The sequence below is a fragment of the Pseudomonas sp. RGB genome, assembly GCF_007713445.1.
Taxonomy (GTDB): Bacteria; Pseudomonadota; Gammaproteobacteria; order Pseudomonadales; family Pseudomonadaceae; genus Aquipseudomonas.
In genome coordinates, this window is record NZ_VMSH01000003.1 from 101,196 (window position 1) to 119,483 (window position 18,288).

18 protein-coding genes are annotated in these 18,288 nt (G+C 61.7%); 13 read left to right on the plus strand and 5 right to left on the minus strand.

Annotated features, from left to right (window positions below):
- The first annotated feature begins 77 nt into the window (after positions 1-77).
- On the plus strand, positions 78-983 hold the full coding sequence (locus FPT15_RS07545) for a TauD/TfdA family dioxygenase (RefSeq protein ID WP_145159724.1): 906 nt from the start codon (positions 78-80) through the stop codon (positions 981-983).
- Between the two features lie 134 nt (positions 984-1,117).
- Here FPT15_RS07545 and FPT15_RS07550 read toward each other — a convergent pair whose 3' ends face one another.
- Positions 1,118-2,725: an alkaline phosphatase family protein gene (locus tag FPT15_RS07550; RefSeq protein ID WP_145159726.1), complete on the minus strand. Its 1,608-nt coding sequence runs from the start codon at positions 2,723-2,725 to the stop codon at positions 1,118-1,120.
- A 105-nt stretch (positions 2,726-2,830) separates the two neighbouring features.
- Complete coding sequence (locus tag FPT15_RS07555; RefSeq protein ID WP_145159728.1) at positions 2,831-3,775, minus strand: LysR family transcriptional regulator; 945 nt, start codon at positions 3,773-3,775, stop codon at positions 2,831-2,833.
- Between the two features lie 155 nt (positions 3,776-3,930).
- On the opposite strand from FPT15_RS07555, the gene FPT15_RS07560 reads away from it, so the two are divergent.
- Entirely contained in the window at positions 3,931-6,246 is a 2,316-nt protein-coding gene (locus FPT15_RS07560) for a TonB-dependent receptor (RefSeq protein WP_145159730.1), read from the plus strand.
- Here the strand turns inward: FPT15_RS07560 and FPT15_RS07565 are convergent.
- Complete coding sequence (locus FPT15_RS07565; RefSeq protein ID WP_145159732.1) at positions 6,217-7,416, minus strand: CynX/NimT family MFS transporter; 1,200 nt, start codon at positions 7,414-7,416, stop codon at positions 6,217-6,219. The genes FPT15_RS07560 and FPT15_RS07565 overlap by 30 nt on opposite strands.
- A gap of 110 nt (positions 7,417-7,526) precedes the next feature.
- On the opposite strand from FPT15_RS07565, the gene FPT15_RS07570 reads away from it, so the two are divergent.
- The 7 genes from FPT15_RS07570 (at position 7,527) to FPT15_RS07600 (ending at position 13,554) form a co-directional block, all read left to right on the plus strand.
- Positions 7,527-8,378, plus strand: coding sequence for a LysR family transcriptional regulator (locus tag FPT15_RS07570; protein WP_145159734.1), 852 nt, complete (start codon positions 7,527-7,529; stop codon positions 8,376-8,378).
- Positions 8,379-8,773: 395 nt separating this feature from the next.
- Positions 8,774-9,592: an energy transducer TonB gene (locus tag FPT15_RS07575; RefSeq protein ID WP_145159736.1), complete on the plus strand. Its 819-nt coding sequence runs from the start codon at positions 8,774-8,776 to the stop codon at positions 9,590-9,592.
- 51 nt (positions 9,593-9,643) lie between these two features.
- A complete protein-coding gene (locus FPT15_RS07580) occupies positions 9,644-10,366 on the plus strand; it encodes a MotA/TolQ/ExbB proton channel family protein (protein ID WP_145160395.1) in 723 nt (240 codons plus the stop codon).
- Between the two features lies 1 nt (position 10,367).
- On the plus strand, positions 10,368-10,769 hold the full coding sequence (locus FPT15_RS07585) for a biopolymer transporter ExbD (RefSeq protein ID WP_145159738.1): 402 nt from the start codon (positions 10,368-10,370) through the stop codon (positions 10,767-10,769).
- A 308-nt stretch (positions 10,770-11,077) separates the two neighbouring features.
- Positions 11,078-11,659, plus strand: coding sequence for an alpha/beta hydrolase (locus tag FPT15_RS07590; protein WP_119738240.1), 582 nt, complete (start codon positions 11,078-11,080; stop codon positions 11,657-11,659).
- 49 nt (positions 11,660-11,708) lie between these two features.
- The gene (locus FPT15_RS07595; RefSeq protein ID WP_145159740.1) at positions 11,709-12,647 is read left to right on the plus strand and encodes a sigma 54-interacting transcriptional regulator; all 939 of its coding nucleotides are present in this window, start codon (positions 11,709-11,711) and stop codon (positions 12,645-12,647) included.
- Positions 12,648-12,771: 124 nt separating this feature from the next.
- Positions 12,772-13,554 carry a MetQ/NlpA family ABC transporter substrate-binding protein gene (locus tag FPT15_RS07600; protein ID WP_145159742.1) on the plus strand — a complete coding sequence of 261 codons (783 nt, stop codon included), beginning with the start codon at positions 12,772-12,774 and terminating at the stop codon, positions 13,552-13,554.
- A 151-nt stretch (positions 13,555-13,705) separates the two neighbouring features.
- On the opposite strand, the gene FPT15_RS29985 is transcribed toward FPT15_RS07600, so the two are convergent.
- Positions 13,706-13,834 carry a hypothetical protein gene (locus tag FPT15_RS29985; RefSeq protein WP_256676391.1) on the minus strand — a complete coding sequence of 43 codons (129 nt, stop codon included), beginning with the start codon at positions 13,832-13,834 and terminating at the stop codon, positions 13,706-13,708.
- A 210-nt stretch (positions 13,835-14,044) separates the two neighbouring features.
- On the opposite strand from FPT15_RS29985, the gene FPT15_RS07605 reads away from it, so the two are divergent.
- Genes FPT15_RS07605 through FPT15_RS07620 form a run of 4 tightly spaced genes read left to right on the plus strand, consistent with a single transcriptional unit; the run spans position 14,045 to position 16,974 of the window.
- The gene (locus FPT15_RS07605; protein WP_064450163.1) at positions 14,045-14,710 is read left to right on the plus strand and encodes an amino acid ABC transporter permease; all 666 of its coding nucleotides are present in this window, start codon (positions 14,045-14,047) and stop codon (positions 14,708-14,710) included.
- Positions 14,691-15,350: an amino acid ABC transporter permease gene (locus tag FPT15_RS07610; RefSeq protein WP_032884905.1), complete on the plus strand. Its 660-nt coding sequence runs from the start codon at positions 14,691-14,693 to the stop codon at positions 15,348-15,350. Before FPT15_RS07605 ends, FPT15_RS07610 begins: the two co-directional genes overlap by 20 nt.
- Positions 15,347-16,123, plus strand: a complete 777-nt coding sequence (locus tag FPT15_RS07615; protein ID WP_145159744.1) for an amino acid ABC transporter ATP-binding protein — start codon at positions 15,347-15,349, stop codon at positions 16,121-16,123. The genes FPT15_RS07610 and FPT15_RS07615 overlap by 4 nt, the downstream gene beginning before the upstream one ends.
- Positions 16,120-16,974 carry a transporter substrate-binding domain-containing protein gene (locus tag FPT15_RS07620; protein ID WP_145159746.1) on the plus strand — a complete coding sequence of 285 codons (855 nt, stop codon included), beginning with the start codon at positions 16,120-16,122 and terminating at the stop codon, positions 16,972-16,974. The genes FPT15_RS07615 and FPT15_RS07620 overlap by 4 nt, the downstream gene beginning before the upstream one ends.
- A gap of 118 nt (positions 16,975-17,092) precedes the next feature.
- Here the strand turns inward: FPT15_RS07620 and FPT15_RS07625 are convergent, their stop codons facing one another.
- The gene (locus FPT15_RS07625) at positions 17,093-18,253 is read right to left on the minus strand and encodes an AAA family ATPase (RefSeq protein ID WP_145159748.1); all 1,161 of its coding nucleotides are present in this window, start codon (positions 18,251-18,253) and stop codon (positions 17,093-17,095) included.
- Between the last annotated feature and the right edge of the window lie 35 nt (positions 18,254-18,288).

Genomic DNA, 18,288 nt, shown 5'->3' on the forward strand with positions numbered 1-18,288 from the left:
CTAGATCTAAAATGCATATCAATAGAGCGTTGCCGGAAAGCATCCCCACCATCAGCAGGCACATGAGGGTCTTCACCATGAGCAACGCCGCATTAGCCGTTCAACCCGTCGCCCAGGCGCTGGACATCCACCCGGTTGCTGGCCGCATCGGCGCCGAAATCCGTGGCATCAAACTGTCCGGTGGCCTGGATGCCGCCACCGTCGACGCCATCCAGCAAGCGCTGGTGCAGTACAAAGTGATCTTCTTTCGCGAGCAGACCCACCTTGATGACCAGAGCCAGGAAGCCTTCGCTCACCTGCTCGGTGAGCCGATTGCCCACCCGACCGTGCCGGTGCGCGACGGCACGCGGTTCCTGCTGGAACTGGACGGCACGCGCGGCCAGCGCGCCAACTCCTGGCACACCGACGTGACCTTCGTCGACGCCTACCCGAAAGCCTCGATCCTGCGTTCGGTGCTGGCGCCAAAATCCGGTGGCGATACGGTATGGGCCAACACCGCCAGTGCCTACAACGACCTCAGCGTCGAGCTGCGCGCCCTGGCCGACAACCTGTGGGCGATACACAGCAACGAATACGATTACGCCGGGCGCAAGCCGGACGTATCGGTGGAAAAGCTTGAGGAGTACCGCAAAATTTTCACCTCTACGGTGTACGAAACCGAACATCCAGTGGTGCGTGTGCACCCGGTCAGCGGCGAGAAAACCTTGCTGCTGGGGCACTTCGTCAAGCGCCTCAAAGGTTATTCCCAGGCGGACTCGACGCAGCTGTTCAACCTGCTGCAAAGCCACGTCACGCGCCTTGAAAACACCGTGCGCTGGCGCTGGAATGCCGGCGACGTGGCGATCTGGGACAACCGCGCCACCCAGCATTACGCGGTGGATGACTACGGCACCCAGGAACGCATCGTGCGCCGGGTGACGCTCAAGGGTGACGTGCCGGTGGGTGTGCAAGGGCAATCCAGCAAAACCACCAAAGGTCTCTAAGCGAACCCAGTTCCAAATGTCGGAGCAGGTCTGTGTGGGATCTGGCTTGCCTGCGATAGCATCGCCGGGGTGTGTCTGATACACCCAGGTGCCGGCATCGCAGGCAAGCCAGCTCCCACATGGGTTTTTGGTGTTTACCAGACGCCTATCTGCACGACCTTTTCTGCCTCTGGCTCACCATACCGAAAGCGTTGGCCACGCAGCGCGATCTCTGCATGGCTGATAGTGGTGCGCCGCTTCAACCCGCGCAGCCACTCAAACAAATAACCCACGTGCGTCTCGCGCACCGCCGCATAGGCCGGGTCGGCGCCCAGGTCGTGCAACTCCTGTGGATCATTTTCCAGATCAAACAGCTGTGGGCGAAAGCCGTCATACGCGAGGTACTTCCAGCGCTCGCTGCGCACCATGGTCATGCGGCAGCGGTCGATGGGCTGCTCCAGACGCTCGCGGGCCGGGGCCTGGAACGCATAGTCGTATTCGGCGATGGCGTAGTTGCGCCAAGTGATGTCCTTGCCGTGCAGCAGCGGGATCAGCGAACGGCCCTCCAGGCGGTGGTCAGCCGCTGGCAGTCCCAGGGCGTCGAGGAAGGTCGGCAGGGCGTCGATGGTTTCCACCAGGCGTGCGTCCACTGAACCACGGCTGATGTCGGCGCCGGCGCGCGGGTCGCGCACGATCAGCGGAACACCCACCGCAGGCTCCAGCAAGAACTCCTTTTCACCGAGGAAGTGATCGCCGAGGAAGTCGCCGTGGTCGCTGGTGAACACGATCAGCGTGTCGTCCCAACGGCCGTTACTTTGCAGAAAATCGAACAGCCGCCCGAGTTGATCGTCGACCTGTTTGATCAGGCCCATGTAGGTCGGAATCACCGTCAGCCGCACCTCATCACGGGAGAAATTCAGGCTCTCCTGGTGCTGGCGGAAGGCGTGGTAAACCGGGTGATCGCTCGTGTGTTCAGGTTGAATGGGCGCCTGGATATGCTCGGCGCCATACAGCGCGTGGTACGGCGCCGGGGCGATATAGGGCCAGTGCGGCTTGATGTAGGACAGGTGCAGGCACCACGGCTGCTCGCCGTGTTCGGCGATAAAGTCGATGGCGCGGTCGGTGGTGTAGACGGTTTCCGAATGCTCCTGGGCCACGCGTGCAGGCTTGCCTGAGTGACGCATGTGCCAGCCGCTGAGGATTTCACCGTTTTCACCGGCGGCGGCATTGGCCCATTCATGCCACGGGTTGCGGCCGTCGTAGCCCTGTTCACGCAGGTAATGGGTGTAAGGCGCGGACTCGCGTTTGTCGTCGAACAGCGGGCTGTCGGGGTAAATGCCGTCGTGGCGCATGTACGCGTCAAACCCGACCTCATTCAGCGGCTCGGCCTGCGCGCTGTCGGGGTCGATCTTCAGGCGCTGCAGTTCGTCCAGATTCGGCGTGGCGTGGGTCTTGCCGACCAGTGCGGTGCGGATGCCATGGGGGCGCAGGTAATCGCCAATGGTCAGCTCTTCGAGCGGCAGCGGCACCGCGTTCCACGCCACCTGATGGCTGCTGACATAGCGCCCGGTGTAGGCCGACATTCGCGACGGCCCGCAAATGGTGCCCTGGGTGTAGGCCCGGCTGAAGCGCACGCCGGCAGCGGCGAGGCGGTCGATATTCGGTGTGTGCAAATGCGCATGGCCGTAGCACGACAGGTAATCGCGGCGCAGTTGGTCGCACATGATGTACAGCACATTGCGCACGGGGTTGGGTTGGGACATGGGGCTTCACCGAACAGAACAAAGGTGACGGTTTTCGCTGTTCGGAGGGGCACTGGCAAGTGCATTTGAGGACTGGGTTTTATGCAGGGAATGCATGGGTGCTACTCAAACAGCGACATTCTCCAATGCACACACATCCTCATCCAACTCATCAATCTGCTTGATCTGCTCAATCATCGCCTCCGCCAGCGGCGACAACCGATACCCCGCGCGGCTGACAATCCCGTAGCGCGTATAGCGCTCTTCCAAGTCTTCAGCCAGCCCATCAATCGTCAAGCACACCAACTCGCCGCGCGCCATGTGCAGCACATCGCTGTTGGCGCTGACGATGCCGATGGCGTCCGAACGCAGCACCACGCCCATCAGGCTGTAGCCGTTTTCGCATTCCACATTGGGCAGGTAATCCGGCCGGCCGCTGAGGTCGACAATGACCTTGCGCAGGTTCGGCGGGCGGATGGTCACGGCCAGTGGGTAGCTCATCAGCTCGGCGGCGCTCACGCTGCTGCGCGTGGCCAACGGGTGCCCGACGCGGCAGCAGAAATACCAGCGCCGCGCGCGCAGGCGGTGGGTGTGATAGTCCGGGTTGGCCTCGAAATGGCGGGTGTCGGCGACGAAAAATTCGAACTCTTCGCTGAGCAGGCGCTTGCTCAGGCTTTGCCAGTCATCCACCTGGAACTGCACACGTGCCTTGGGGTAACGCCCGATAAAACTGCCGATGGCGCGCGGGATCAACCCGGCCGCCGGTGCCGGGCCGCAGCCGAAGCGCAATTCACCGGCCTCAAGGCCATTGAACTGGCTGATCTCGTTGGCCAGCTGCTGCGCGCCGCTGACCAGCCGACGCGCATGTTCGAGCAGCACCTGGCCCTGCTTGGTAGGCGCCAGGTCCTTGCGGCCACGGTCCACGAGTTGGCACCCGGCGCTGTGTTCCAGCGCCTGGATGCTGCGGCTGAACGCCGACTGCGAGAGGTTCACGGCCAACGCCGCCGCGACAAAACTGCGCTGTTCAGCGAGGGCGATGAAGTGGCGAAGTTGGCGCAGATCGATATGCATTTTTCACATCAAAAATATCCGGGAAATGCATTGGCTATGCATTAGGTCGACTCCTTATAAAGGCTATCTCTTATGCAGTAAATGTTCGTAAAAACATAAATAAATAACCTAATGGAATATTCGATAGGGAATATTTCCGAGGTCCGGAGCCGCTTATGAGTCTGTTGAAGTCCTTGCCGATGGCCATGTTACTGGCCGGCAGCACCAGTTGGTCGCCGACCCAGGCCGCCGAAACACCCGCGCCGGCAAGCAAGGGCGAAAACGCCAGCGGCCAGCTTGAGACGGTCACGGTGACGGCGCGGCGGCGCACCGAAAGTGCCCAGGAAGTGCCCACGCCCATGAGCGTGATTGGCGGCCAGGCGCTGGAGAGTCAGCGGGTCTATCGGATTCAGGATTTGCAGCAACTGGTGCCCAGCGTCAACGTCGCCTACATGCATGCGCGCCAGTCCAGCGTGTCGATTCGCGGCTTGGGCAACAACCCGGCCAGCGACGGCCTCGAAGGCAGCGTAGGGCTGTACATCGACAACGTGTACCTGGGCCGGCCGGGCATGGCGGTGTTTGATTTGATGGACATCGAACAGCTGGAAGTGTTGCGCGGCCCGCAAGGCACGCTGTTCGGCAAAAACACCACCGCCGGCGTGATCAACATCAGCACCCGCGCGCCAAGTTTTACCCCGGAGCGCAGCATCGAAACTTCGCTGGGCGAGGACGGTTATTTCCAGACCAAGGGCACGATTTCCGGCCCGCTCACCGATGACCTCGCCGGGCGTTTCTCGGCCTATCGCACGCGCAGCGACGGCGACATCAAGAACGAATACAACGGCCACGACCTCAATGGCGGCTCACGCCAGGGCTTTCGCGGGCAGTTGCTGTACAAGCCCAGCGAGACATTCAACCTGCGCTGGATCGGCGACTACAACGAGGAAGATTCCAGCGCCGGCACCCGCGTGTTGTACAGCACCGGGCCGACCATCAATGGCACCAACCTGTATCAATCGCGGGCAACGGCGGCGGGAGCGACACTGGTGGATGGCACCCACCGCAAGGTCAATCTGGACAACGACCAGCACGTCACCGTGTTCCAGGGCGGCACGTCTGTGGAGGCCAACTGGACCCTGCCCAGCGACTTCACCCTGACCTCGGTCAGCTCGTATCGCTGGTGGAATTTCACCCCGCGCAACGATGACGGCCTCAACGTGCCGGCGGCGTATAACGCCGGGGTGTCGGTGGAAGATAAACAATGGTCCCAGGAATTCCGCCTGGCCTCGCCTACCGGCGGGTTCTTCGACTACGTGTTGGGCGCCTATTACTTCGGCAATTCGCTGGATAACAAATCCTTTGCCTATTACGGGCCCAAGGCGGATATCTGGAACGGCACGCCAACCGGCGCGTTGAACAATGTGAGCAGCGTTGGCAATGGGCATATCCGCACCGACAGTTTTGCCCTGTTCGCCCAAGGCACCTGGCACCTCACCGAGCGCCTGGATTTCACCGCCGGCCTGCGCGGCACCTATGAAGAGAAAAGCGCCTGGGTCACGCGCAATGCGCCAGTGGGTGGCGCGGCAGTGACCGGCGCGGCAGCCACGGCGCGGCGCGGGCGTGCCGGGGTGTACGACTCGGGCGACCTCAGCCAGTACAGCGCAACGCCGTCTGGGCTGCTGAACCTTAGTTATCACTTCAATGAGAACCTGCTGGGCTACGCGACCTTGTCTCATGGCGAGAAATCCGGTGGGGTCAACCTGGCCGTGGGCTCCGCGCCGACCGCCGGTGCCGACTCACTGTTGATCGGCACCGAGCGCGCCAACAACGCCGAGCTGGGCTTCAAGAGCACGCTGTGGGACCGCCGCCTGCAGCTCAATGCCAACCTGTTCTGGACTCAGGTCAACGGCTACCAGACCAACGCCTACGACCAGGACAACCGCGTGCAGTACCTGACCAACGCCGGCTCCGTGCGCTCGCGCGGGGTTGAAGTGGAAAGCACGCTGGTGCCGCTCAAGGGCCTGACGCTGAACCTCAACGGCTCGTTCAACGATGTGAGTTACCTGTCTTACAAGGATGCGCCGTGCCCACCGGAAGTCAGCCTGCGTCCGGGCGCGCCGGCGTCCTGCGACCTGACCGGCCACCAGGTGGTCGGCGCATCCAAGTGGATCGCCAACGCCAACGGTGAGTACAAGTGGAACCTGGATAACGGCTTCGAACCCTACGTAACTGCCAGCTACGCGTTCCGCTCCAAAGCGGTGGGCACCGTGGAGGATTCCGACTACGGGCAGATCCCCGCCTACGCCGTGGTCAACCTCTCTACCGGCCTGCGCGGCAACTATCAGCAAGGGCAGTGGGACGTGTCGTTGTGGCTGAAAAACGCCTTCGACAAAACCTACTACACCACCCTGTGGACCGGCGGCAACGGCGGCTACGAAGGCCTGCTGGGCACACCGCGCACGTTAGGCGTGACCGGGCGCTACGACTTCTGATGTGCTGCGATAGGTGGCCGGGCTGAACACCCGTGTCACCAGCAGCATCGCCACCGCGGTCACCGTCAGCACCACCCAGGCGCTGACAAAGCCGCCGGTGAGTTGGCGCAGCCAGCCGGTGAGCCACGGTGAAATCGCGTTGATCAGAAAGCCCACGCCTTGCACGAAGGCGGCCAGTTGCCCGGCTTGGCGTGGGTCGCGGTGATGGTCGAGGGTCAGCAGCAGGCTCAGGGCGAAACACGCGCCCAGGCCGAAGCCGCACAGCGCCACCCACAGGTGCGGATAGTCCAGCGGCGCGATGATCAGGCCCAGATAGCCGATGGTTTGCGCCAACAGGCTGATGCCCAGCAACGGACGACGGTCGACACCGCGTTGCGCCAGCACCGGCATCAACAGCGCGGCGATTACCTGGAAGATGGTCATGAAGGCCAGCAACGAACCGCTCGGCAACACGCCCCAGCCCAGTTGCTGATAGTACGCAGGCAGCCACGCCACCAGGCTCATGTAGCCGCAGTTCACCAAACCGAAATACAGCGCCAGCAGCCACGCGCGACGATTGCGCAGGCCTTTGAATGTGGGCGCCATGTGAGGATTGCGCGGCGCACCCAACGGCAACCAGGCCCACAACAGCAACGCCCCCAGCGCCGGCAACAGCCACACGCCCAACCCCGCCTGCCATTGCTGGAAATGCGTGGCCACCACCGGGCTGAGCAGTGCGGCCAGCCCGCCGCCGGCCATCAACGACGCTGAATACACGCCCATCGCCACCGGCACCCGGTGATGGAATTCGCGCTTGATCATCGCCGGCACCAACGCCTGAATCAGCGCCACACCGGCGCCGCCGAGCAAGGCCGTGACCAGCAATGCCGACGCCTGGCCCATCAACCAGCGCGCCAGGCACGCCAGCAGAATCATCATCAAGCCCAGGGCGATACCGCGCCGCTCGCCCAGTCGCGCCTCTACGCGCACGCCGACCAGCGCCACCAGGCCCATGCACACCACCGGCAGGCTGGTAAGCAGGGCACTGCTCTGGAAACTCAGGCCCGTGGCCTGGCGAATCTCGCCGAGCAACGGGCTGATGGAACTGAGGATCGGCCGTAGGTTCAGGCCGAGGACTACCAGCAGGCCCCAACCGGCGAGTCTGCTCATGAATGAAGGGTTGAGCGGCATGCAGGACCTTTTCGGTGTGCAAAAGAGGCAGGAAGTATGGGCAGCTCGCGAGGTATTCTGAAATTAAATATAACCATGCCAATCAGTGGCAAACGCAATGGTGAGGCGCCATGTTCGACCCCGTATTGTTACGCAGTTTTGTCGCCGTGGTGGATTGCGGCAATTTCACCCGCGCCGCCGAGCGCCTGCACGTGACCCAGTCCACCGTGAGCCAGCAGATCCGCCGCCTGGAAGAGGCCGTGGCGTGCCAGTTGCTCGACCGCGATCAGCGCCGCGTGGTGGCCACCGCCGAGGGTGAGCGCTTGCTGGCGTACGCGCGGCGCATCCTCGCGCTGCATGAAGAGGCTGCCGACGTGCTGATCACTCAGCAAAGCGACGGCGTGCTGCGCCTGGGGGTGCCAGAGGACTTTGCCGCTGAACGGCTGATGCCGTTGCTGTCGTCGTTCGTGGTGGCCTACCCGCGCGTGCGCCTGGAAGTCACCAGCGGCCTCGGCCCGGAGCTGCAGCGTCAATACCGTGCAGGTGAGTTCGATGTGTTGCTGGTCAAGCAAATGGGTGACAGCGACGACTGCCTGGCGTCGTGGCCGGAGCCCCTGTGCTGGGTCGACAGCCGTAGCATGCCGTGCCTGGGCCGCGACCCGTTGCCCCTGGTGGCGTTTCCGGTGGGTGGGTTGTATCGCAATGAAATGCTGCATTACCTGGAAGTGGGTGGCTGGCGCTGGCGCATCGGCTATTCCAGCGCCGGCCTGGCCAGCGTGTGTTCGGCAGTGGCGGCGGGGCTCGGCATCAGCCTGTTACCACGCCGGGTGGTGCAGCCTGGGCACGTGGTGCTCGGCGAGGACAGTGGGTTGCCCACGGTGCAAGGCGTGCGCCTGGCGTTATACGGCCGCAGCGGGTTGGGCGCAGCCGGGCAGACGTTGCAACGTCAATTGCTCGAGTTATGCGCCAACAGCCCAGCGTAAAGCTGTCGACGAGCGCCGCGTTCGTGGCGAGCGGGCTTGCCCCGCGTTGGGCTGCGTAGCCGCCCCAAACCCTGCCAAACCGATCTATCTGACACCGCGTTATCTCCCAGTGGGTCTGCTGCGCAATCCAACGCGGGGCAAGCCACCCGCCACAATCGATGCCTTCACTGAATATTTTTTATGCCTGAAAAGCATCGAAAAACAGCACCTTCGCCACAGGCCGCGCAGGCCGTGGCTTTGGCGTTTCAGGATGTTTCTCATATTCAATTTAGATCTATGTATAACTTTAAAGATTACTTTAAGAGATAAGCGTCTGGCCCCGATGATTCAGCCCTCGACGGCCGCCAAGGCAGGCCTGTCGGTTTTTTTGTGTGAAGACCGTAGGGAGTGAATCAATGGGCAATGTCCAGACCGCCGCCAGTGCACCCGAGGCGCAATGGCGCCAGGCACCGGGTGGCGAGTTGGTCGACCTTGGCCGGCCGCATCGCGCGCCGTTGGGGCAGTTGCGTTTGCAGAAAACCCCGAAGCGCTTCTCGAGCCGTCGCGAAGGGCTGCTGCTCGGCTTGCTGGTGTTGGCGCTGCACGGTGCGGTGATCTATTGGGTGAGCCAGAAGCCGACGCCGGTATTGCCGATTGTGCCGCCGGAAATCCCGCCGATGACGATCGAATTTTCCCAGCCGGCGCCGCCGGTGGTTGAACCGCCACCGCCCGTGCCGCCGCCACCGCCACCTGTGGTCGAGCCACCGCCGCCGGTGGTGGATGAGTTGGCCGCCAAGCCGGCGCCGCCAAAACCGATTCCCAAGCCTAAACCCAAACCGGTGCCCAAGCCCGATCCCAAGCCTGCACCCAAACCGGTCGAGCAACCGCCCGCGCCACCTACGCCGGCGCCACCTGCACCGCCCGCGCCAGCCGCGCCACCGTCGCCGGCCCCGGTTACACCCGCTTCGGCGAACGCCGCGTACCTGAAGAACCCGGCGCCGGAGTACCCGTCACTGGCCCAGCGTCGCGGTTGGGAAGGCACGGTATTGCTCAGGGTGCATGTGTTAGCCAGCGGCAAGCCGGGCGAGATCCAGGTCCAGAAAAGCAGCGGTCGCCAGCAACTCGATGACGCCGCACTGACCGCCGTGAAGCGTTGGAGCTTCGTGCCGGCCAAGCAGGGCGATGTGGCCCAGGACGGCTGGGTCAGCGTACCGATCGATTTCAAGATTCACTAACTATTCGGCAGCGGTGTGTTGGACACGCCGCGACCTGCACAGAGGGAAAACATCATGGCATTAGCATCTCCAGTTGAATCCATCGAAAGCGCGGTGATCTGGCTGCTGGTGGCTTTTTCGGTCGCCACCTGGGGCTTCGCCTTGCTCAAGGGCGTGCAGTTTGGTCGCCTCAAAGCCCAGGATCGCAAATTCCACAAACAGTTCTGGGCGGCGTCGAGTCTCGACTCGGCTGCTGAACTGGCCGAAACCCAGCCCGGCGCCGCAGCGCGCGTGGCCCAGGCCGGTTATGCCGCGATCCAGGTCGGTGACGCGCCACACGCCGCGGACCTGAGCCAGGCCATCAACCATCAGGACCGCCTCGAACGCGCCCTGCGTCAGCAGATCGTGCGTGAGCGTCGCTCGCTGGAAACCGGCCTGGCCGTGGTCGCCAGTATCGGCAGCACCTCGCCGTTTATCGGCCTGTTCGGCACCGTGTGGGGGATCATGGAAGCGTTGAAAGGCATCAGCGCCGCCGGCTCCGCCAGCCTGGAAACTGTGGCCGGCCCGATTGGTGCGGCGCTGGTGGCCACCGGTGTGGGGATCGCCGTCGCGGTGCCGGCGGTGCTGGTCTACAACTATTTCCTGCGCCGCCTGAAGCTGACGGCTGCTGACCTGGATGACTTTGCCCACGACTTCTACAGCCTGGCGCAGAAAAACGCCTTCCGCGTGCTGCTGCACCCTGCGCTGACCAAAAGCGCGGCCGGCAACCCGCAGAAAGTGAAGGAGGCGTCCTGAGATGGCCTTTTCCACACAAGACAGTGACGAGGTGCTGAGCGAGATCAACGTCACGCCGCTGGTGGACGTGATGCTGGTGCTGCTGGTGGTGTTTATCGTCACTGCGCCGCTGTTGACCAACGCGATCCCGATCAACCTGCCCAAGACCCAAGCCGTGGCGCCGGTTGAGCAGAAAGACCCGCTGGTGGTGAGTATCGACGGCGCCGGCAAACTGTTTATCAACAAGGACGAAATCCAGCCGGACCTGCTGGAGTTCAACCTGCAGGCGGCCAAGGCCAAGGACCCCGATGTGCGGGTGCAACTGCAGGCTGACAACGGAGTGAACTACGGCGAAGTGGCGCGAGCCATGGCGTCTATCGAACGCGCGGGGATTACCAAGTTGTCGGTGATTACCGCACGTTAGTTTCAAATGCCTCGACAATTTTTTGGCCGTTTCCTTGGCAGGGTGCGGCCTTTTTTTTTGCCTGGAATTCCGTTGAAGCTCGATGTGAAATGAGGTCTATGTGGGAGCGGGCTTGCTCGCGAATACGGTGGGTCAGTAGCAGATGCGCCGACTGATGCACCGCATTCGCGAGCAACCCCGCTCCCACATTTTGATCTGCGATGGGTTTGAGATTTTGGTTATTAATAAATAGCTTCTTATTCCTTAACGAATATAACCCCCGTCCCTATACTGGTCAGCAACGTTAAACGCTGCAGGAGGGCAGACCCATGCACAGCGAGTCGATTCGTTATCTGATCGTGCCGGGCTGGCAAGGATCGCCAGAAGATCATTGGCAAACCCATTGGCAGAACAGCCTGCCCAACAGCGCGCGGGTGGAGCAGGCCGATTGGCTGACGCCGCGTCGCGAAGACTGGGTGGCCGCACTCGCCGAGGCCATCGCCGCCGACAGCACGCCGGTGATCCTGATCGCCCATAGCCTGGGCTGCATCACCGTCGCGCATTGGGCCGCTACTGCGCCGGTGCACTTTTTGCGTCAGGTCCGCGGCGCTTTGCTGGTGGCTCCGGCGGATGTCGAACGCCCGGCCTGTTCACCGGCCTTGCGCAACTTCGCTCCGATCCCGAGCGACCTGCTGCCGTTTCCCAGCCAAGTGGTCAGCTCCGACAACGACAGCGCGGTCAGCGCCCCGCGTGCTCTGGAACTGGCGCGCAATTGGGGCGCGGAGGCCGGGATTCTGTCCGGCGCCGGCCATATCAATGTGAAGTCCGGCCACCAGCGCTGGGAGCAGGGCTTCGCCTACCTCTATCGCCTGCAAAACCGCCTCGAGCACCACGCCCGGCGTACTGCCTGAACATTTTTCAACGCCCCGTCCCTGAGTGGATTGGGGGCGGGAGCCTGCCATGAGTCATGAAACCTTCGGCCAGCCACTGCTGACCTTCCCCGACGCCGAAAAAAGCCCGCTGAGCATCCGCGCCAAGGCCCTGGTGTTTGTCGACCCGCGCTCGCGCCAATTGCGTGAAGACCTGGAAAGCCTGGCGCCACGCGCCTTGCCGGTGTTGATTCGCGGTGAGACTGGCAGCGGCAAGGAGCTGCTGGCGCGGCATATTCACCGTGGCAGCGACCGCACCGGGTTGTTTGTCTCGGTCAACTGCGGCGCGATCAGCCCCACTTACGCCGATGCCGAGCTGTTTGGCTACGCGGCCGGCAGCCACAGCGGCGCGGCGAGCAGTCGGGCCGGGTGGTTCGGGTCGGCCAACGGCGGCACCTTGTACCTGGATGAGATCGGCGACTTGCCGTTGCCGATCCAGGTGAAATTGCTCGCCGCTCTGGAAAATCACGAAGTCACCCGCGTTGGCGCCCACCAGCCCAGCCCGGTGGATGTGCGCCTGGTTGCGGCGACCAGCATCGACCTAGCCCAGGCCGTGGCGGCGGGCAAGTTTCACGAGCGTCTGTTCCATTATTTGAGTGAAGGCCAGCTCGACCTGCCCGCTCTGCGCGAGCGCGTGGGCGATATTCTGTCGCTGGCTGAATATTTTCTCGGCATCTACAGCCAGCGCCTGGACCTGCCGGTGCCGCTGATCAGTGATGCCGCCCAGCGTGTGTTGGAACTCCACAGCTGGCCGGGCAATACCCGCGAGCTGGAAAACGTTATTCACTTTGCGTTGCTGGTGAGCAGTGGTGATGAGATTTTGCCCGAACATCTCAACCTGCCGGTGGCGGGCTCGCCACTGGAACAGGTGCAGCGGATCTTCGCGAGTGCCAGCGCCGCCGAGCGGCAAACCTTGCTCAGCTTTCTAAATGAACAGCAGCTACATGAGCAAAATGGAATATCAAAGTGAATAAAAGATATTGTTCGGGAATAAAAAATCTAGGTATTGTCCACTCCACGCCGCGATAGCACTTCGCTGGCACACCATAAAAACGGTCGTCAGAGACGCCCCGGAATTTCGATAAGGACACTGCATGAAAAAGGTTCTGTTGTTTACCGCACTGGCGGCTGCCCTGACTGCAAGCTTCGCCCAGGCCAACGAGAAACTGGTGGTTGCCGCCACGCCGATCCCGCACGCCGAGATCCTTGAGCTGGTCAAACCGACCCTGGCCAAAGAAGGCGTAGACCTGGAGATCAAAGTATTCACCGACTACGTGCAACCTAACGTGCAAGTGGCCGAGAAGCGTCTGGATGCCAACTACTTCCAGACCCTGCCGTACCTGGAAAACTTCAACAAGGGCAAGGGCACCAACCTGGTCACTGTGGTCGGCGTGCACGTTGAACCTTTCGGCGGTTACTCGAAGAAGATCAAGAATATTTCCGAGCTCAAAGATGGCGCCACCGTGGCCATCCCGAACGAAGGCTCCAACAGCGGCCGCGCCCTGTTGCTGCTGCAAAAAGCCGGTGTGATCACCCTCAAAGACCCAAGCAACGCCCTGGCCACGCCGAAAGACATCGCCAGCAACCCGAAACACCTGAAATTCAAAGAGCTGGAATCGGCGCTGTTGCCACGCGTGCTGGACCAGGTTGACCTGGACTTGATCAACACCAACTACGCCTTGGAAGCTGGCCTGAACCCAGCCAAAGACGCGCTGATCATCGAAGACGCCAAGTCGCCATACGTGAACTTCCTGGTGGCACGCCCGGACAACAAGGACAGCGACGCTATCCAGAAGCTGGCCAAGGCCCTGACCAGCCCTGAAGTCAAAGCGTTCATCGATTCCAAGTACAAAGGCGCCGTCGTACCGGCGTTCTGATGTAAACCAAACCCCCTTCAAGGTTTGAACGCCGACGGCTCACATAGCGTCGGCGTTTTTTTATGCCTGGAATTTGGAATGCAATAAATGTGGGAGGGGGCTTGCCCCCGATAGCAGTGGTTCAGTCAATGCATCTGTGGCTGACATACCGCTATCGGGGGCAAGCCCCCTCCCACATTTGATTTGCACAGGCTTGCATATTTTGTGCGTGGACCGCCCGGCGCAACGCCATCAGCCACTTCACCAGCTCCTGCGGATCAATCGGCTTCACTTCGTTCATGGTTCAATCCCTCGAATCTCAGACCCCCCAACCATAGCCGTCACCCGGACAACCCGCGAATCCGGCGGTTATCTTTTTGGGTGATATCAATATGCTATTTGGGTATTTAAATTTTACTTTTTATACCTTTAAAGTTGGCGCTACCCGGCGTTACCCACGCCGGATCGGACTGCGCCCGCTGCATTACCCTTGCGGCGTCATGGACTCAAGATGACCTTCGATTTCGCTTTTATCCTCAGCACCTTGCCGGCGTTTCTCAACGCCGTGGGGGTGACGCTGCAAGTGGGCCTGATCGCCATTGCCACCTCGTTGCTGGTGGCACTGATCAACGCAGCGCTGCTGGTGTTTCGCACGCCGTACCTGTCGCGCCTGGTGGCGCTGTATGTGGAGCTGGCGCGCAACACGCCGCTGCTGATCCAACTGTTCTTCGTGTACTTCGCCTTGCCGGCGCTGGGGTTCAATATCTCTGGGTTCTGGGCGGCGATCATCACCATGACCTTCCTTGGCGGCGCCTACCTCACCGAAGTGCTGCGCGCCGGTGTGGAAGCGGTGCCGCTGGCGCAGATCGAGTCGGGCAAGTCCATCGGCCTGTCCGACTGGCAGCTGCTGCGCCATGTGATCCTGCCTCAGGCCGGCATCCTCAGCCTGCCGGCGCTGTTCGCCAATTTCATCTTCCTGCTCAAGGAGACCACGGTGGTCTCGGCCGTGGCGGTGCCGGAGATTCTCTACACCACCAAGAGCTACATCGCGCTCTACTACAAAACCTACGAAATGCTCGCCGTGCTGACGCTGATTTGCGTGCTGTTGTTTTTGCCGCTGTCGCTGCTGCTCAGCCGCCTGGAAAGGAGGCTCCAGCATGGCCAGTTCGGGTCTTGAGTTGTTGTGGGTGTCGTTGCCGCAACTGGGCAAGGGCGCTGCGCAGACGCTGTCGATTTCTTTCCTGAGCATCGCCTTCAGCACCGTCGGCGGGGTGTTGTATGGCGTGCTGCGCACGCTGAATAACACGCTGATCAACGCGGTGCTGCGGGTGTACCTGGAGCTGTTCCGGGCGATTCCGGTGCTGGTGTGGTTGTACCTGCTGTTTTTCGGTTTGCCGATTTTCTTCGGCCTGAGCATTCCGAGTTTCTGGTGCGCGGTGCTGGTGCTGTCGTTGTGGGGCGCCAGCGAGGTGGGCGAAGTGGTACGCGGCGCGCTGCATTCGCTGCCGCGTGGCCAGCGCGAAGCGGGCTTGTCGATTGGTCTGTCCGACCCGCAGCTGTACGGCTACGTGTTGCTGCCCCAAGCCCTCAAGCGCATGACGCCGCCAACCATCAACGTCTACACGCGCATCATCAAGACCAGCTCGCTGGCGGTGCTGATCGGCGTGGTGGACGTGATCAAGGTCGGCCAGCAAATCATCGAGCGCACCTATGAGTCAGTACTGATCTACGGCGTGCTGTTCCTGTTTTTCTTCTTTATCTGCTACCCGTTGTCGGCCGCCTCCAAGGTGCTGGAACGGCGCTGGGCCCAAGCATGAGCGCATTGATCGAGTTCCAGGCTTTCAACAAATTCTTCGGCGAGCAGCAGGTGCTCAAGGGCATCGACCTGAGTGTGCAAAGCGGCGAAGTGGTGGTGATCCTCGGCCCCAGCGGCTGCGGCAAAAGCACTTTGTTGCGCTGCCTCAACGGCCTGGAAGTGGCGCACAGCGGCAGCCTGCGTTTTGCCGGCAAAGAACTGCTGGACAAGAATACCGATTGGCGCCAGGTGCGCCAGGACGTGGGCATGGTGTTCCAGAGCTACCACCTGTTCCCGCACATGAGCGTGCTCGACAACATCCTGCTCGGCCCGCTGAAAGTGCAAAAACGCGCGCCTCGCGAAGCCCGTGCCCAAGCGGGAAAATTACTCGAACGTGTGGGCCTGGCCGACAAGCGCGACGCCTTCCCACGCCAGTTGTCCGGTGGTCAGCAGCAACGCATCGCCATCGTCCGTTCGCTGTGCATGAACCCGCAAGTGATGCTGTTTGACGAAGTCACCGCCGCCCTCGACCCGGAAATGGTCAAGGAAGTGCTGGAAGTGATCCAGGGCCTGGCCCGCGACGGCATGACCTTGTTGATCGTCACCCATGAAATGGCCTTCGCCCGCGCCGTCGCTGATCGCGTGGTGTTCATGGAGGCCGGTCGCATCCTCGAACACAACACCCCCGAAGAATTCTTTACGAACCCGCAAACCGCACGCGCGCAGCAGTTTCTGGAGAAGTTCTCCTTTGTTTCAACACTGCCCAAGAAAACCAAGGAATTGGAGCTGATATGAAAAAACTACTGCTGCCACTGTTGGCCGTCGCCTTACTGGCCGGCTGCGATAAAAAGGCCGAAGAGCCTGCCAAACCTGCGACTGCGGCCGCCAGCTACATCGACAAGATCAAGGCGCGCGACAAGCTGATCGTCGGCGTATTCACCGACAAACCGCCGTTCGGTTTTGTGAACGAAGCCGGTCGTTACGTCGGCTTCGATACGGATATCGGCCGTCAATTTGCCAAGGATTTGCTGGGCGACGAAAACAAGGTCGAGTTTGTCGCCGTCGAACCGGCCAGCCGTATTCCGTTTCTGCAGAGCGACAAGGTCGACCTGATCCTTGCCAACATGACCGTAACGCCGGAGCGCAAGGAAGCGGTGGACTTCACCAATCCCAACCTGAAAGTGGCGGTGCAAGCCCTGGTGCCGCAGAACAGCTCGGTGAAAAGCCTGGATGACCTGGCCACCCGCACCACCATCGTCACCACCGGCACCACCGCCGATATCTGGCTGACCAAAAACCACCCGGACTGGAAACTGCTCAAGTTCGAGAAAAACTCCGAGTCGCTGCAGGCGCTGTCGGCCGGGCGTGGCGATGCGTACGCGCAAGACAACCTGGTGCTGTTCAGCTGGGCCAAGCAGAACCCGGGCTACCGCGTGCTGGAAGAGAAACTCGGTGATGAAGCACCGATTGCGCCGGCCGTGAAGAAGGGCAACATCGAACTGCGCGACTGGGTGAATACCGAGTTGGCGAAGTTGGGCGAGGAGAAGTTCCTGCTCAAGCTGTACGACCAATATGTGCGTAAAGAGCTGAGCGATGACACCAAGCCTGAGAGTGTGATTGTTGAAGGCGGTAAGTGGCAGGGTTGATCCCGCGCTGACTGTTCTACCGCTATCGCAGGCAAGCCAGCTCCCACCTTTGAGTGTGTTCGCAAATCAAAATGTGGGAGCGGGCTTGCCCGCGAAGAGGCCAGTGAAGTCACTGCACCTACTCCGGCCAATGCCACGCCGGCGCATCCAGCATCCCTTGCCCCACAATCCGCGTCTCGCCCATCACCTTCTCCAACACAATCGAATTACACCCTTCATCCTGCTGCAACGCCGCAATCAATCGGCTGGCATGCGACACCACCCACACCTGGCAATGCTGGGACGCCTGGATAATCAAACGCGCCAACGCCGGCAGCAAATCCGGGTGCAGGCTGGTTTCCGGCTCGTTCAGTACCATCATGGTCGGCGGCCGTGGCGTGAGCAGCGCCGCGATCAACAATAGATAACGCAAGGTGCCGTCCGACAACTCCGCCGCCGACAAGGGCCGCAGCAAGCCTTCCTGATAAAACTCAATCGCAAAGCGCCCGCCCTGCAACGGCTGGATATTCAGGCGTGCGCCGGGGAATGCATCGCTGACCGCACGCTGCAAGGCCTCGGGGTCGCCGATTTCGCGGATGGTCTGCAACGCCGCGGCCAAATCGCGCCCGTCGTGATGCAACACCGGCGTGCGCGTGCCTAATTGTGGTTGGCGAACGGGCGCGTCCACATCGCTGCGAAAGTGATCATAAAAGCGCCAGCCACGGATGCTTTCGCGCAGCAACAGCACCTCCGGCGAGCCGCGCAGGCTGCCGACCTGATCGAACAGGCTGTGGTAATCGGGTGTGTGCTGGGCCAGTACATCCCAGTTGCGCCCCTCACGTGCCCGAACCATCGGCCCGGAGCGCTGCACCAGCAGGCTGGCGGGGCGATAGAGGTGGCCGGCCCAGATGCATTCTTTTTTTATTTCGGGGTCCAGGGAGAAATAACTGATACCGGGTGACGGCAACCCCATGGAGATGGCGTAGCTGAAATCTTCCCCGGCAAATCCCAGGCGCAGACGCTTCACGTTCTGGCGGGTGGTGGCTTGTACGGCGACTTCGCCCTCACGCATGCGCCGGCTGATGGTTTCCGGCCCGGCCCAGAAGGTTGAATCCAGCCCGCCTTCACGGGCCAGCGCATTGATGACGCCGCCCTGGGCGGTTTCCGCCAGCAGGCGCAAGGCGCGGTACAGGTTGGACTTGCCGCTGCCATTGGGGCCGGTGACCAGGTTCAGCCGGTCCAGGGGCACCACCAATTTATTGATCGAGCGGTAATTGGCCACCGCCAGGGTTTTCAACATAGGGTATTCAGTCGACGTGGGAACCATTGGAGTAT